The organism is Pectobacterium wasabiae CFBP 3304, from assembly GCF_001742185.1.
GTDB lineage: Bacteria > Pseudomonadota > Gammaproteobacteria > Enterobacterales > Enterobacteriaceae > Pectobacterium > Pectobacterium wasabiae.
On the sequence record NZ_CP015750.1, the window covers coordinates 557,617 to 573,352 of the forward strand.

Annotated in this window: 11 protein-coding genes, 3 tRNA genes and 3 rRNA genes; 7 read left to right on the plus strand and 10 right to left on the minus strand. The window is 49.2% G+C overall.

Annotation, left to right across the window (positions count from 1 at the left end; all coding sequences use genetic code 11):
* Positions 1-12: 12 nt before the first annotated feature.
* Positions 13-975 carry a class 1b ribonucleoside-diphosphate reductase subunit beta gene (gene nrdF, locus A7983_RS02570; RefSeq protein WP_005968990.1) on the plus strand — a complete coding sequence of 321 codons (963 nt, stop codon included), beginning with the start codon at positions 13-15 and terminating at the stop codon, positions 973-975.
* 123 nt (positions 976-1,098) lie between these two features.
* Here nrdF and A7983_RS02575 read toward each other — a convergent pair.
* Together A7983_RS02575 and dnaQ are read right to left on the minus strand one after the other, a co-directional pair.
* Positions 1,099-1,175 (minus strand) — tRNA-Asp (locus A7983_RS02575).
* A 171-nt stretch (positions 1,176-1,346) separates the two neighbouring features.
* Positions 1,347-2,084, minus strand: a complete 738-nt coding sequence (gene dnaQ, locus A7983_RS02580; protein ID WP_005968988.1) for a DNA polymerase III subunit epsilon — start codon at positions 2,082-2,084, stop codon at positions 1,347-1,349.
* Between dnaQ and rnhA the strand changes: the two genes are divergently transcribed.
* The gene (gene rnhA / locus A7983_RS02585) at positions 2,038-2,604 is read left to right on the plus strand and encodes a ribonuclease HI (RefSeq protein ID WP_161601946.1); all 567 of its coding nucleotides are present in this window, start codon (positions 2,038-2,040) and stop codon (positions 2,602-2,604) included. The genes dnaQ and rnhA overlap by 47 nt on opposite strands.
* A 19-nt stretch (positions 2,605-2,623) precedes the next feature.
* Here rnhA and A7983_RS02590 read toward each other — a convergent pair whose 3' ends face one another.
* On the minus strand, positions 2,624-3,334 hold the full coding sequence (locus tag A7983_RS02590) for a class I SAM-dependent methyltransferase (RefSeq protein ID WP_005968984.1): 711 nt from the start codon (positions 3,332-3,334) through the stop codon (positions 2,624-2,626).
* Positions 3,335-3,376: 42 nt separating this feature from the next.
* Here A7983_RS02590 and gloB point away from each other — a divergent pair, with 42 nt between their 5' ends.
* Together gloB and mltD are read left to right on the plus strand one after the other, a co-directional pair.
* A complete protein-coding gene (gene gloB, locus A7983_RS02595; RefSeq protein ID WP_005968981.1) occupies positions 3,377-4,132 on the plus strand; it encodes a hydroxyacylglutathione hydrolase in 756 nt (251 codons plus the stop codon).
* A 70-nt stretch (positions 4,133-4,202) separates the two neighbouring features.
* Positions 4,203-5,576: a murein transglycosylase D gene (gene mltD, locus A7983_RS02600; RefSeq protein ID WP_039479193.1), complete on the plus strand. Its 1,374-nt coding sequence runs from the start codon at positions 4,203-4,205 to the stop codon at positions 5,574-5,576.
* Positions 5,577-5,643: 67 nt separating this feature from the next.
* Here the strand turns inward: mltD and A7983_RS02605 are convergent, their stop codons facing one another.
* From A7983_RS02605 to gmhB, 7 genes are all read right to left on the minus strand, one after another.
* Positions 5,644-6,432, minus strand: a complete 789-nt coding sequence (locus A7983_RS02605) for an endonuclease/exonuclease/phosphatase family protein (RefSeq protein WP_005968977.1) — start codon at positions 6,430-6,432, stop codon at positions 5,644-5,646.
* A 238-nt stretch (positions 6,433-6,670) separates the two neighbouring features.
* Positions 6,671-6,747, minus strand: a tRNA-Asp gene (locus A7983_RS02610).
* 52 nt (positions 6,748-6,799) lie between these two features.
* Positions 6,800-6,915 (minus strand): 5S ribosomal RNA (gene rrf, locus A7983_RS02615).
* Between the two features lie 124 nt (positions 6,916-7,039).
* Positions 7,040-9,947, minus strand: a 23S ribosomal RNA gene (locus A7983_RS02620).
* A 228-nt stretch (positions 9,948-10,175) separates the two neighbouring features.
* Positions 10,176-10,251, minus strand: a tRNA-Glu gene (locus A7983_RS02625).
* Positions 10,252-10,392: 141 nt separating this feature from the next.
* Positions 10,393-11,935, minus strand: a 16S ribosomal RNA gene (locus tag A7983_RS02630).
* Together the 16S, 23S and 5S rRNA genes with 2 tRNA genes alongside form the textbook arrangement of a ribosomal RNA operon.
* A 380-nt stretch (positions 11,936-12,315) precedes the next feature.
* Positions 12,316-12,879: a D-glycero-beta-D-manno-heptose 1,7-bisphosphate 7-phosphatase gene (gene gmhB, locus A7983_RS02635; RefSeq protein ID WP_005973466.1), complete on the minus strand. Its 564-nt coding sequence runs from the start codon at positions 12,877-12,879 to the stop codon at positions 12,316-12,318.
* Positions 12,880-13,060: 181 nt separating this feature from the next.
* Between gmhB and metN the strand changes: the two genes are divergently transcribed.
* From metN to A7983_RS02650, 3 genes are all read left to right on the plus strand, one after another.
* The gene (gene metN / locus A7983_RS02640; RefSeq protein ID WP_005973468.1) at positions 13,061-14,092 is read left to right on the plus strand and encodes a methionine ABC transporter ATP-binding protein MetN; all 1,032 of its coding nucleotides are present in this window, start codon (positions 13,061-13,063) and stop codon (positions 14,090-14,092) included.
* Positions 14,085-14,738 (plus strand): methionine ABC transporter permease MetI, encoded by a 654-nt coding sequence (locus A7983_RS02645; protein ID WP_005973470.1) that lies wholly within the window; start codon positions 14,085-14,087, stop codon positions 14,736-14,738. Before metN ends, A7983_RS02645 begins: the two co-directional genes overlap by 8 nt.
* 63 nt (positions 14,739-14,801) lie before the next feature.
* A complete protein-coding gene (locus A7983_RS02650) occupies positions 14,802-15,617 on the plus strand; it encodes a MetQ/NlpA family lipoprotein (protein WP_005973472.1) in 816 nt (271 codons plus the stop codon).
* Positions 15,618-15,736: the final 119 nt, after the last annotated feature.

Genomic DNA, 15,736 nt, shown 5'->3' on the forward strand with positions numbered 1-15,736 from the left:
GGAAATCGAAACATGACCGCACTCACTCGCGTCCAGGCGATTAACTGGAACAAAATTGAAGACGACAAAGATTTAGAAGTCTGGAACCGGCTGACGTCCAACTTTTGGCTGCCGGAAAAGGTGCCGCTCTCGAATGATATTCCGTCGTGGAGCACGCTGAATACCCACGAACGTCAGTTGACGATCCGTGTGTTCACCGGCCTGACGCTACTGGACACCATCCAAAATACGCTGGGCGCACCGACGCTAATGCCCGATGCGGTGACGCCGCACGAAGAAGCCGTGCTGTCTAACATCAGCTTTATGGAAGCGGTGCACGCTCGCTCGTACAGCTCGATTTTCTCAACGCTGTGCCTGACCAGCGAAGTGGACGATGCGTATCGCTGGAGCGAAGAGAACCCGGCGCTACAGAAAAAGTCCGACATTATTCTGTCGCACTACCGTAGTGACGATCCGCTGATGAAAAAAGTCGCCAGCGTGTTTCTGGAGTCGTTTCTGTTCTACTCTGGATTTTACCTGCCGATGTATTGGTCAAGCCGCGCCAAGCTGACCAACACGGCAGATTTGATCCGGCTCATCATCCGCGACGAGGCGGTACACGGCTACTATATCGGCTACAAATTCCAGAGAGGGCTCGCGAAGGCCGATCCCGCTCGTCAGCAGCAGGTGAAAAATTTCGCTTACGATCTGCTACAGGATTTGTATGACAACGAAGTGCTGTATACGCAGGAACTCTATGACGGCGTGGGCTGGACGGAGGATGTGAAGAAATTCCTTCACTACAACGCAAATAAAGCACTGATGAATCTGGGCTATGAAGCGCTATTCCCCGCCAGCATGACGGATGTGAATCCCGCGATTCTCTCAGCACTCTCGCCTAATGCCGATGAAAACCACGACTTCTTTTCTGGCTCAGGTTCATCTTATGTGATCGGTAAAGCCGTTAATACCGAAGACGAAGACTGGGATTTCTAAAAAATGGCCACCGCATTCTGGGTGGCCATTTTTTCTATAAGCTATTCTCTACCGCTCTTTTTCTATAAGAGCCTGAAATGAAAAAACCCTGAACCATTGCTGATTCAGGGCCTTCATAATAAGTGGCGGAACGGACGGGGCTCGAACCCGCGACCCCCTGCGTGACAGGCAGGTATTCTAACCAACTGAACTACCGCTCCACTCATGCTCACTGAGCGGGATGAATACTAAGATGATGACACTATTACGTCAATGTTTTTTATAACTAACTGCTTCTGTTTGCTTATAATTTCAGCTTGGTGACGATTATCTCACCCATAACGTCACCAACCTACTTATTTTGCTATGCAAGGGGCGATACTTCAGCGGTGTTATTCTGCCCGCCACAGACAACTACCCCCTTTTTTAGCAATCAGATCCAAGCGTTGTTCATGCGCCAGCAGCTCGGCCTCGTCGGCGTAAAGCACCGTTAGTGCCGACTGTGGACGGACAATTCTTTGGATCGTTTCACTATTCTCATTCTGCTGCTGTGTATCACCGTCCATCGAAAAAGTCAGAGACGTTTGACCACCAGTCATCGCCAGATAAACTTCTGCCAGAATCTCGGCATCGAGCAATGCGCCGTGCAACGTACGCTTGCTGTTGTCTATCAAATAGCGATCGCAGAGCGCATCCAAACTGTTACGCTTACCGGGAAAGATCTTCCGCGCCATAAACAGGCTATCGGTGATCTTACAGAACGTTTCCGTCTTGGGAATATCCCGATTCAACAACCGAGATTCGTAATCCATAAAGCCGATATCAAACGTCGCGTTATGAATGACCAATTCCGCGCCACGGATAAAATCGAGAAAATCATCCGCAATATCAGCATACGTCGGTTTATCAGCAAGGAACTCATCGCTGATACCATGTATGTTATAGGCCTCTGGGTCCACTAAACGATCGGGTTTGATGTAGACGTGAAAATGACGGCCAGTCAGGCGGCGGTTAATCACCTCGACCGCACCGATCTCGATAATTTTATGTCCTTCGTAGTGAACCCCCAGCTTATTCATACCGGTGGTTTCTGTATCCAGGACGATTTGTCGCGTAATTTCAGTGCTCATCGTTTTCGTTTATGTCAGACTTGCCGTTTTTATCATAAGGGAGAGTCTACCAGAGATGCGCAAACAGGTAGAAATTTTCACCGACGGATCTTGCCTCGGTAATCCCGGCCCCGGCGGTTATGGCGCCCTACTGCGCTACAAGCAGCACGAAAAAGCGTTAAGCGCAGGCTATCGTCTTACGACGAATAACAGAATGGAGCTGATGGCCGCAATTGCAGCGCTTGAAACGCTGACTACTGGCTGTGACGTGGTGCTCAGCACAGATAGTCAATATGTTCGTCAGGGTATCACCAGTTGGATTCATAACTGGAAAAAGCGTGGTTGGAAAACCGCTGACAAAAAGCCCGTCAAGAATGTCGATCTCTGGCAAAGGCTGGACACCGCGATTCAGAGTCATTCCGTGCACTGGGAATGGGTAAAAGGCCACGCTGGGCACCCAGAAAACGAACGCTGTGATGAACTCGCACGCGCAGCCGCCAATGCGCCAACGCTTGATGACACCGGTTATCAGGCTGAGTAAATCACCGCAGGCGTCTGCCTCATCTCCGATATATCTTTGTTGCGCCCACAGTGTGGCGCACAGATGCTTTCCGCAACCGCGCTCTCATCGGCGTAGCCATTAATGGAATTGTTCGCTTTCTAGCAATAATTAGCGTCAGGCATCCCAGCATCGGAATATGTTTATTCAACTTCCCTTCATTTTTTCGCCATGGCGTAACGTGAAAATGAGTCTGATGGATAACCTCATAGTTCAACAGCCCCAACCAGTCCGTGATACGCATTTGAGTAAACATGCGGCTGCAATAGGGATGCTTTTTATTGAGCCGAGGGATTAGTTTGCCAAGGCCGACCAAGCTGATGGGATTAAATGTGCTCAGGATTAGCCAGCCGTCATCGACCAAAACGCGATCGACCTCCCGCAGAATACGATGCGGGTCCGACGAATAAGAGAGCGTTTGAGCAAGTAAGCAGGCATCGATAGACTTTTCAGAGAAAGGTAATTGATGGGCATCAGCCACAACGTGAAGATTATCACCGTGTGGGGCAACGTTAACCTGATGCGCGATCGCGCACTCCGTTACATGGATTTCTGCACTCAGTGCCCCTATCTTGATAAGATGAAAACCAAAGAGTTTTGACCACCATGGCAACAAAGCCAGCTCAAGTGACTCGCGATAAAACTGCCCGCAAGTGATATCATCCCATGAATCAGGAGCAACAATGGTCTGAGGAATTCGTGCCGATTTCATCTTCTGTTCTCGTCCTCAGGCTACTAGAAAAAGAGGTGATGAATGAATCTTATCAGTATCCCTGCCCTTCAAGACAACTACATTTGGTTATTGAGCAATAAAGAAAACCGCTGTGTGATCGTCGATCCTGGTGAGGCGACCCCGGTGCTTAATACTCTCGTTCAACACTCACTTTCTCCCGAAGCAATCTTGCTCACTCACCACCATAACGATCATGTTGGAGGCGTTAGCGAACTCCTCAAACATTACCCTAATCTGCCCGTTTTTGGGCCAAAAGAAACCGCTAAATGCGGCGCAACCTACCTCGTCAAGGAGGGAAATACCGTCTCTTTGCTAAATTCGGAATTTTCTGTAATTGAGGTTCCAGGACATACATCAGGTCACATTGCCTACTATAATGCGCCATTTTTGTTCTGTGGTGATACTTTATTTTCAGCAGGATGCGGTCGAACTTTTGAAGGGACTCCGAGGCAAATGTATGAATCAATTAAAAAAATAGCAGACCTTCCAGATGATACCGTGGTGTGCTGTGCCCATGAATACACGTTATCAAACTTAAAATTTTCTAATGTTGTGTGGCCTGAAGATCCAAATATTGAAGCTTATCTCCATAAAATCAGCCAGATACGCGAAAAATCACAGTCTAGTTTACCAACAACATTAGGGCTAGAGAGAAGAATCAACCTGTTCCTACGCTGCCATGAAATTGATTTAAAAAGAAAATTATCAAAAGAACCTGAAAATATAGAGAATTGGCAAGTTTTTGAGCTGCTACGCAGCAAGAAAGACAGCTTCTGAAGGTTTAGGTTGTGCTATTCCTCTAATCAACGTATCCTTGCTCGTCTTTTAAGCAACTATTGACCAACATATGAAGGCTAAAGCGATGATCATCGCCTCGGTCTTGCTGGTCGGCTGTCAGGTATCGCCACATGACACCTCGCAGCCCAAACAGCATGCACAGAGTTTGTCTTCAGCAAGTCAAAGTGAAGCAGGAAAGTACACAGATGGTCGAGAGGCCTCCGCGCGATGGCTAGATGACGATAGTCTCGCGCAACGAGATCTGTGGAACTTCATTGGCGACGAGCTGAAGATGGAGGTTCCGGATAACGCCCGGATCCGCGAGCAAAAAACGCGTTATTTGAAAAATAAGAGCTATCTCCACGATGTAACATTACGGGCAGAGCCGTACATGTACTGGATAGTCGAGCAGATTAAGCAACGTAAAATGCCGATGGAACTGGTACTGCTACCCATAGTGGAGAGCGCTTTTGATCCAAGTGCCACATCATCCGCCAATGCCGCTGGGCTATGGCAGATTATCCCTGGTACAGGACGTAATTATGGTTTGAAACAAAACCAGTGGTATGACGGGCGTCGTGACGTAATTGCATCTACGACGGCTGCGCTAGATATGATGCAACGGCTCAACACGATGTTTGATGGTGACTGGTTATTGACGGTTGCTGCATACAACAGTGGTGAAGGTCGTATCATGCAGGCGATGAAAGCAAATAAAGCAAAAGGGAAATCAACCAACTTTTGGGCATTGGCGTTACCGCGTGAAACGTCCATTTACGTTCCTAAGATGTTGGCCTTGAGCGATATTCTTAAAAACAGCAAGAAGTATGGCGTGAGTTTGCCGCAACCTAATGAAAGCCGGGCATTAGCCAAGGTTGAACTGGGGCAGCAGATAGAATTGACTCAAGCCGCTGAGATGGCTGGCCTGTCGTTGAATAAGCTGAAGAGCTATAACTCGGGCTATAAGCGTAATGTAACCGCACCCAATGGGCCACATTACATTATGGTTCCTAAAGCTCATGTTGAGCAGTTGAAAGACTCACTGGCTGATGGCGACATCGCGGCGATTCAACCAACACGTTTAGCGCAAACACAGTCAACGCCAGTATCACAGCAGTATAAGGTGCGATCAGGTGATACTTTATCGGCGATCGCAGCACGACTTAATGTCAGCACGAAAGATTTGCAGAGCTGGAACAATCTGCGTAGTGCTGGCGCGCTCAAGGTTGGCCAGACGCTACAAGTTGCCAAAGCGTCAAGTAATAGCAACTCTATCACCTATCAGGTTCGGAAAGGTGATTCGCTGGCTAGCATTGCTAAACGCCACGGCGTAAATATCGCTGATGTAATGCGCTGGAATACGGTCATCAATAAAAATGCCAACATCCAGCCAGGCGATCGTCTGACGCTTTATGTTAGCAGCAATATAAAACCTGATTCTTAACGTCATATCAGAATCAGCCAAGATTCAGCCCTCCTATAGAAATGTAGAGGGCTGTTTTTTTATGGCATTAAATCAGGCTAAACTCGACGAGTAGTGGATTATGATCTGAGGCCGTAGTCACCAATACAGAAGACTGGTTGACGATCAACTCACGGTAAAAAACGAAATCCAACGGCCGGCCAAACGCCTTACGCCGTTGGTCATCAACAAAGCATACTTCCTGCAACCCCATCCCCGTCGCAAATCGATTAAGCGCACTGATACGTTGCTGGCTCCATGCATTGAAATCTCCAGCCATAATAGCCGGCCCTTGATGATGTACGAGCTGCTCCCCAATTGCTGCCAGTTGTTTGGTATAGACTTCAACACCAAAACTAAAGTTAACTGCATGGATATTGATAACCATCAGCCTCTGCCCATTCTGAAGTGCATAAACCGTCACCAAAGAGGACTTAGCCAAACGCAGTAAAGGCTCCCTTTCACGTAAAGGACAACAGTATACTGGCTGGGCTGCTGATAGCGTCATCACACCCGACGGGTGCTGCGGAAGGATAATGGCAGGAACCTGATCGGCAGAAAGGTAGTTAGTGGTTGCAAAACGGATAAGGTCTGGCGTACTTTGTGCTTCCTGTAATAGAACTAGCTGGGTATCTTTACCAAAATTCTGTAATACAGAAAGCCAGTTCATTCTTTGTTGCTTAAAAATGTTCCACACCATTACGCGTAAAACATCTCCCTCCAGCAACAATGAGCCTGTCGGTAGCGCTTGCCCCGGATAATGCATTTCCCCGGGGGGAAAGATACGTTCAACTGGTTGGCCAGCAACATACCTCATTGCATAGGTTTTTTTCCGCACGCCTAATCCACTATCAGTTTCAATACACCAAATACCCTATCAAAAAAGAGCCCCCTTCTGTTATAAGAATTTTATCGCAGACTTGTAATATATGCCGTGCGATAGGAGAGGAAAAATGACGTATTTGGTAAAAAGAAGGCGTAAGCATAAGAGAGAAAAGAGGAAATTATCTAAACGTTCTAATCTGTTAGAATAAAAAAAGCCCTAAGCGTTAACTTAGGGCTTTTTTCACAATAAGTGGCGGAACGGACGGGGCTCGAACCCGCGACCCCCTGCGTGACAGGCAGGTATTCTAACCAACTGAACTACCGCTCCACCGAATTTCTCTACAACCACCAGATTGCTCCGGCTTACTGCTTAATTTGATGCCTGGCAGTTCCCTACTCTCACATGGGGAAGCCCCACACTACCATCGGCGCTACGGCGTTTCACTTCTGAGTTCGGCATGGGGTCAGGTGGGACCACCGCGCTATCGCCGCCAGGCAAATTCTGTTTCATTCTAACCGTTATGCTTTACTCTTTTGTATCGCACAACCATCAGAACCAATCTTTGAACAAGCTGAATATCGTTCTTATGAGTCATCTCACAAAACACCTTCGGTGTTGTAAGGTTAAGCCTCTCGGGTCATTAGTACTGGTTAGCTCAACGTATCGCTACGCTTACACACCCAGCCTATCTACGTCGTCGTCTTCAACGGCCCTTCAGGGACATCTAGTGTCCAGGGAAGACTCATCTCGAGGCAAGTTTCCCGCTTAGATGCTTTCAGCGGTTATCTCTTCCGCACTTAGCTACCGGGCAATGCAATTGGCATCACAACCCGTACACCAGTGGTGCGTTCACTCCGGTCCTCTCGTACTAGGAGCAACCCCTCTCAATCTTCCAACGCCCACGGCAGATAGGGACCGAACTGTCTCACGACGTTCTAAACCCAGCTCGCGTACCACTTTAAATGGCGAACAGCCATACCCTTGGGACCTACTTCAGCCCCAGGATGTGATGAGCCGACATCGAGGTGCCAAACACCGCCGTCGATATGAACTCTTGGGCGGTATCAGCCTGTTATCCCCGGAGTACCTTTTATCCGTTGAGCGATGGCCCTTCCATTCAGAACCACCGGATCACTAAGACCTGCTTTCGCACCTGCTCGAGCTGTCACTCTCGCAGTCAAGCTAGCTTATGCCTTTGCACTAACCTCCTGATGTCCGACCAGGATTAGCTAACCTTCGTGCTCCTCCGTTACGCTTTGGGAGGAGACCGCCCCAGTCAAACTACCCACCAGACACTGTCCGCAACCCGGATTACGGGCCTACGTTAGAACATCAAACATTAAAGGGTGGTATTTCAAGGTTGGCTCCATGCAGACTGGCGTCCACACTTCAAAGCCTCCCACCTATCCTACACATCAAGGCTCAAGGTTCAGTGTCAAGCTATAGTAAAGGTTCACGGGGTCTTTCCGTCTTGCCGCGGGTACACTGCATCTTCACAGCGAGTTCAATTTCACTGAGTCTCGGGTGGAGACAGCCTGGCCATCATTACGCCATTCGTGCAGGTCGGAACTTACCCGACAAGGAATTTCGCTACCTTAGGACCGTTATAGTTACGGCCGCCGTTTACCGGGGCTTCGATCAAGAGCTTCGCCTTGCGGCTGACCCCATCAATTAACCTTCCGGCACCGGGCAGGCGTCACACCGTATACGTCCACTTTCGTGTTTGCACAGTGCTGTGTTTTTATTAAACAGTTGCAGCCAGCTGGTATCTGCGACTGGCTTCAGCTCCATCCGCAAGGGACTTCACCTACACGCCAGCGTGCCTTCTCCCGAAGTTACGGCACCATTTTGCCTAGTTCCTTCACCCGAGTTCTCTCAAGCGCCTGAGTATTCTCTACCTGACCACCTGTGTCGGTTTGGGGTACGATTTGATGTTACCTGGAGCTTAGAGGCTTTTCCTGGAAGCGTAGCATTGGTTACTTCATCACCGTAGTGACTCGTCATCACGCCTCAGTGTTAACGATGACCCGGATTTACCTAAGTCACCCACCTTCACGCTTAAACCGGGACAACCGTCGCCCGGATAACCTAGCTTTCTCCGTCCCCCCTTCGCAGTAACACCGAGTACAGGAATATTAACCTGTTTCCCATCGACTACGCTTTTCAGCCTCGCCTTAGGGGTCGACTCACCCTGCCCCGATTAACGTTGGACAGGAACCCTTGGTCTTCCGGCGTGCGGGTTTTTCACCCGCATTATCGTTACTTATGTCAGCATTCGCACTTCTGATACCTCCAGCAGCCCTCACAGGCCACCTTCGACGGCTTACAGAACGCTCCCCTACCCAACAACACCTAAGTGTCGCTGCCGCAGCTTCGGTGCATGGTTTAGCCCCGTTACATCTTCCGCGCAGGCCGACTCGACCAGTGAGCTATTACGCTTTCTTTAAATGATGGCTGCTTCTAAGCCAACATCCTGGCTGTCTGTGCCTTCCCACATCGTTTCCCACTTAACCATGACTTTGGGACCTTAGCTGGCGGTCTGGGTTGTTTCCCTCTTCACGACGAACGTTAGCACCCGCCGTGTGTCTCCCGTGATAACATTCTTCGGTATTCGTAGTTTGCATCGGGTTGGTAAGTCGGGATGACCCCCTAGCCGAAACAGTGCTCTACCCCCGAAGATGAGTTCACGAGGCGCTACCTAAATAGCTTTCGGGGAGAACCAGCTATCTCCCGGTTTGATTGGCCTTTCACCCCCAGCCACAAGTCATCCGCTAATTTTTCAACATTAGTCGGTTCGGTCCTCCAGTTAGTGTTACCCAACCTTCAACCTGCCCATGGCTAGATCACCGGGTTTCGGGTCTATACCCTGCAACTTAACGCCCAGTTAAGACTCGGTTTCCCTGCGGCTCCCCTATACGGTTAACCTTGCTACAGAATATAAGTCGCTGACCCATTATACAAAAGGTACGCAGTCACCTAACAAGTAGGCTCCCACTGCTTGTACGTACACGGTTTCAGGTTCTATTTCACTCCCCTCGCCGGGGTTCTTTTCGCCTTTCCCTCACGGTACTGGTTCACTATCGGTCAGTCAGGAGTATTTAGCCTTGGAGGATGGTCCCCCCATATTCAGACAGGATGTCACGTGTCCCGCCCTACTCATCGAACTCACAACTTGTGCATTTTTGTGTACGGGACTATCACCCTTTACTGTGCGACTTTCCAGACGCTTCCACTAACACACAAACTGATTCAGGTTCTGGGCTCCTCCCCGTTCGCTCGCCGCTACTAGGGGAATCTCGGTTGATTTCTTTTCCTCGGGGTACTGAGATGTTTCAGTTCCCCCGGTTCGCCTCATGACACTATGTATTCATGTCATGATAATGTGTCGAAACACATTGGGTTTCCCCATTCGGGTATCGTCGGGTATAACGCTTCATATCAGCTTACCGACGCTTATCGCAGATTAGCACGCCCTTCATCGCCTCTGACTGCCTAGGCATCCACCGTGTACGCTTAGTCGCTTAACCTCACAACCCGAAGATGTTTCTTTCGATTCACCATCGCGCTGCGATTATTTGAGAGACTCATTGACAGACTGATGCATCACGACCTACCCGAAGGCAGTCCTGTATGTTCAGCTGTCATGTTTCAATTTTCAGCTTGTTCCAGATTGTTAAAGAGCAATATCGTAAACATGACTCCGAAGAATCATCTTTAAGATATTCGGTGATAATGTCTTTCACTCATTATCGGATTGGCGTCCCCAAGGGGATTCGAACCCCTGTTACAGCCGTGAAAGGGCAGTGTCCTAGGCCTCTAGACGATGGGGACACGATAAATCCGTACCGAATCAGAAATCCGGTACTATCGCGTCAGCATGAGTCTACACTCATGACATCAACAGGTGCGCTTGCTCAGTATTTTCATCAGACAATCTGTGTGAGCACTTCACGTAACACACATCTTTTTTGGTAAGGAGGTGATCCAACCGCAGGTTCCCCTACGGTTACCTTGTTACGACTTCACCCCAGTCATGAATCACAAAGTGGTAAGCGCCCTCCCGAAGGTTAAGCTACCTACTTCTTTTGCAACCCACTCCCATGGTGTGACGGGCGGTGTGTACAAGGCCCGGGAACGTATTCACCGTAGCATTCTGATCTACGATTACTAGCGATTCCGACTTCATGGAGTCGAGTTGCAGACTCCAATCCGGACTACGACGTACTTTATGAGGTCCGCTTGCTCTCGCGAGGTCGCTTCTCTTTGTATACGCCATTGTAGCACGTGTGTAGCCCTACTCGTAAGGGCCATGATGACTTGACGTCATCCCCACCTTCCTCCGGTTTATCACCGGCAGTCTCCTTTGAGTTCCCACCATTACGTGCTGGCAACAAAGGATAAGGGTTGCGCTCGTTGCGGGACTTAACCCAACATTTCACAACACGAGCTGACGACAGCCATGCAGCACCTGTCTCACAGTTCCCGAAGGCACTAAGGTATCTCTACCAAATTCTGTGGATGTCAAGAGTAGGTAAGGTTCTTCGCGTTGCATCGAATTAAACCACATGCTCCACCGCTTGTGCGGGCCCCCGTCAATTCATTTGAGTTTTAACCTTGCGGCCGTACTCCCCAGGCGGTCGACTTAACGCGTTAGCTCCGGAAGCCACGCCTCAAGGGCACAACCTCCAAGTCGACATCGTTTACAGCGTGGACTACCAGGGTATCTAATCCTGTTTGCTCCCCACGCTTTCGCACCTGAGCGTCAGTCTTTGTCCAGGGGGCCGCCTTCGCCACCGGTATTCCTCCAGATCTCTACGCATTTCACCGCTACACCTGGAATTCTACCCCCCTCTACAAGACTCTAGCCTGTCAGTTTTGAATGCAGTTCCCAGGTTAAGCCCGGGGATTTCACATCCAACTTAACAGACCGCCTGCGTGCGCTTTACGCCCAGTCATTCCGATTAACGCTTGCACCCTCCGTATTACCGCGGCTGCTGGCACGGAGTTAGCCGGTGCTTCTTCTGCGGGTAACGTCAATCAGCAAGGTTATTAACCTTACTGCCTTCCTCCCCGCTGAAAGTGCTTTACAACCCGAAGGCCTTCTTCACACACGCGGCATGGCTGCATCAGGCTTGCGCCCATTGTGCAATATTCCCCACTGCTGCCTCCCGTAGGAGTCTGGACCGTGTCTCAGTTCCAGTGTGGCTGGTCATCCTCTCAGACCAGCTAGGGATCGTCGCCTAGGTGAGCCATTACCTCACCTACTAGCTAATCCCATCTGGGCACATCCGATGGCAAGAGGCCCGAAGGTCCCCCTCTTTGGTCCGAAGACGTTATGCGGTATTAGCTACCGTTTCCAGTAGTTATCCCCCTCCATCAGGCAGTTTCCCAGACATTACTCACCCGTCCGCCGCTCGTCACCCAGAGAGCAAGCTCTCTTGTGCTACCGCTCGACTTGCATGTGTTAGGCCTGCCGCCAGCGTTCAATCTGAGCCATGATCAAACTCTTCAATTTAAGATTTGTTTGATTTGCTGAACTCGTCAGCGATGCTCAAAGAATTAGTTACTGTTCATTCGTAATGAATTTACTGTTGTTCACTCTTCAAGACTTTTTATATCGTTAAGATACGGTCTTGTGAGTGCCCACACAGATTGTCTGATTATATTGTTAAAGAGCAGTGCGTTGCGGTGTTATCCGCTTCGCGAGGTGGCGTATGTTACGCTTATCACCTTCAGAGTCAACGTTTATTTTAAAGCGCTTTCTCTTTCTTTATCGACCCGGTTGTGAGTCACAGCGCCGTGTCGATGGAGGCGCATTATAGGGAGCCGATTCAGAAGCGCAAGCAAATCTAGCAAACTTTTTTCTGTTTGCGCATCTTTCATTCGTTCCGCCTGTTAACTGCGCGTTTTTATCCATTTTGGCAGCTCTGCGAGGCTTTCCAGCACGCCATCAGCCAATGACTCGCCTTGCTCGGTAACGGGTTTACCAGTGCGAACCAGCAATTTACTTCCCACACCTGCGCCAATTGCAGCCTGCATATCCTCAACCTTATCTCCCACCATATAAGATGCAGCCATATCAATGTGCAGCTCGCTCTGTGCGGAAAGCAACATACCAGGCTCAGGCTTACGGCAATCACAGACCTGCCGATACTCATCTTCGCCAGCTTCAGGGTGATGCGGACAAAAGTAGATGCCATCCAGATCAACACCACGGTCTGCCAGCGACCAGTCCATCCATTCCGTCAGTTGCATAAACTGATCTTCTGTAAATTTACCGCGGGCGATACCGGACTGATTCGTCACAACCACCAGCGCGAACCCCATGTCCTTTAACTCACGCATGGCATCGATAACACCATCTATAAATTGAAAATCGTCAATCTCATGGACATAACCGTGATCGACATTAATCGTGCCATCACGATCAAGAAAAATTGCTGGAATGCTTTGTACCACTGACTTTGCTCCTGAATGGCGGAAATTACGTGGCAGTATCGCATGTTTTCGCCCCCAGAGAGAATGCAGGACAGTGACACCCCCGATTGACTTAGACGTCTAGACTCCCTAACATCCATTTCATCTTCTGTTAATTCAGAAACTGATTTATCCAGCCATAGGCATTTACGATAAAAAACATATGATTGAACTTTCTAATATTACTAAGGTTTTCCAGCAGAACGGGCGGAGCATTACCGCACTTGCTGATGTCAACCTTCATGTCCCCACTGGGCAAATCTATGGCGTTATCGGTGCATCGGGCGCAGGTAAAAGCACACTGATCCGCTGCGTCAATTTATTGGAACGCCCAACAAAGGGGAAAGTGCTAGTAGATGGACAAGAGCTAACTCAACTGGCAGATAGCCAGTTGACGCGTGCTCGCCGTCAAATCGGCATGATTTTTCAACATTTTAACTTGCTCGCTTCGCGTACCGTTTTTGGCAACATTTCGCTACCGCTGGAATTAGATAACACACCAAAAGCAGATATTGCCAAGCGCGTTAATGAATTGTTGGAGCTGGTTGGGCTAGCGAATAAACACGACGTGTACCCAGCCAACTTGTCCGGCGGGCAAAAGCAGCGTGTCGCTATTGCCCGTGCGCTGGCGAGTAATCCCAAGGTTCTGCTGTGTGACGAAGCAACCAGCGCATTAGATCCTGCAACGACGCGTTCGATTCTTGAATTACTGAAAGACATCAATCGCCGTCTTGGCCTAACCATTCTTCTTATTACACATGAAATGGATGTGGTGAAACGCATTTGCGATCAGGTTGCGGTGATCAGTGACGGACGACTCATCGAGCAGGACACCGTAAGCGAAGTCTTCTCTCATCCGAAAACGCCGTTGGCACAGAAATTCATTCAGTCAACGTTACATCTGGACATCCCGGACGATTACCTCGCTCGCCTGTCACCAGACCATCGCCCGGAGGCTACGCCACTATTACGCATGGAATTTACCGGCAAATCGGTGGATGCCCCACTGCTGTCCGAGGTTGCTCGGCGCTTTAACATTAACAACAACATTATTAGTGCTCAGATGGATTATGCCGGTGGCGTCAAGTTCGGCATCATGCTGACAGAAATGCACGGCAACGATGTGGATATCAAAGCCGCAATCCAATTCCTGCAGGAAAGTCACGTTACAGTTGAGGTTCTGGGTTATGTCTGAAGCAATGATGTGGTTAATGGCTAAGGGAGTATGGGAAACCGTCGCGATGACGCTCGTTTCTGGTTTCTTTGGCTTTGTACTTGGCTTACCCGTGGGCGTTTTATTGTATACCACGCGTCCGGAGCAAATTATCGCGAATCCAAAGCTCTACCGGATCCTTTCTGCACTGGTAAACATTTTCCGCTCGATTCCGTTCATTATTTTGCTGGTCTGGATGATTCCTTTTACCCGCATCATTGTCGGCACCTCTATTGGTCTGCAAGCGGCAATCGTTCCTCTCACCGTAGGTGCAGCACCGTTTATTGCCCGCATGGTGGAAAATGCGCTACTTGAAATTCCAACTGGCCTGATCGAAGCTGCCCGCGCGATGGGGGCTACACCGATGCAAATCATCAGAAAGATATTACTGCCGGAAGCATTGCCGGGGCTAATTAATGCCGCAACCATCACGTTAATTACGCTCGTAGGCTATTCTGCTATGGGTGGGGCCGTGGGCGCAGGCGGCTTAGGTCAAATTGGTTATCAGTATGGTTATATTGGTTATAACGCGACGGTCATGAATACGGTATTAATATTACTGGTTGTTTTGGTTTACCTGATTCAATTCTGCGGCGACAGGGCAGTAAAAGCGGTCACACACAAGTAGTCATCACAATACGCATTTGCCTAAAAGCATCTGCCAAGAAAATAGTTAATTAGGGGTAAGGATATGGCGATTAAACTGAAATCTATTGCGACCATTGGCGCACTGATTGGTGCACTGGCGCTAGCGGGATGTGGTCAGGAAGAGAAGAATCCTAATCATATTAAAGTCGGCGTTATTGTTGGTGCAGAACAACAGGTTGCAGAAATTGCACAGAAAGTGGCAAAAGACAAATATGGTCTGGACGTTGAATTAGTCACATTTAACGACTACGTGTTGCCAAATGAAGCCCTGAGCAAAGGCGACATCGATCTGAATGCCTTCCAGCACAAGCCTTATCTGGATCAGCAGATCAAAGATCGCGGTTATAAACTGGTTTCTGTCGGCAACAGCTTTGTCTACCCAATTGCGGGCTATTCCAAAAAAATCAAATCGCTGAATGAGCTGCAAGATGGCGCTCAAATTGCGCTGCCAAACGACCCGACCAACCTAGGTCGTTCCCTGCTGCTGCTGCAAAAAGTCGGCTTGATTAAACTGAAAGACAGCGTGGGCCTGCTGCCAACGGTACTGGATGTGACTGAAAACCCGAAAAACATCAAACTGGTTGAACTGGAAGCGCCACAACTGCCACGTTCTTTAGATGATGCGCAAATCGCTCTGGCTGTCATCAACACCACCTACGCTAGCCAAATTAACCTGACACCAACGAAAGATGGCCTGTTTGTTGAAGAGAAAGACTCCCCGTATGTAAACCTGCTGGTTTCACGCGAAGACAACAAAGACGCTGAAAACGTGAAGAAATTCGTCCAGGCTTATCAGTCTGATGAAGTGAACGATGCTGCAAATAAAATCTTTAATGGCGGCGCGGTGAAAGGCTGGTAATCCTGCAATTATACGCTAAATAATTCAAGTTTCAGGAAGGCGGCAAGAGAAGGAATCCCGATGAGCTTACTCAAGTAAGTGATTCGGGTGAGTGAACGCCGCCAACGTACATGCAACTT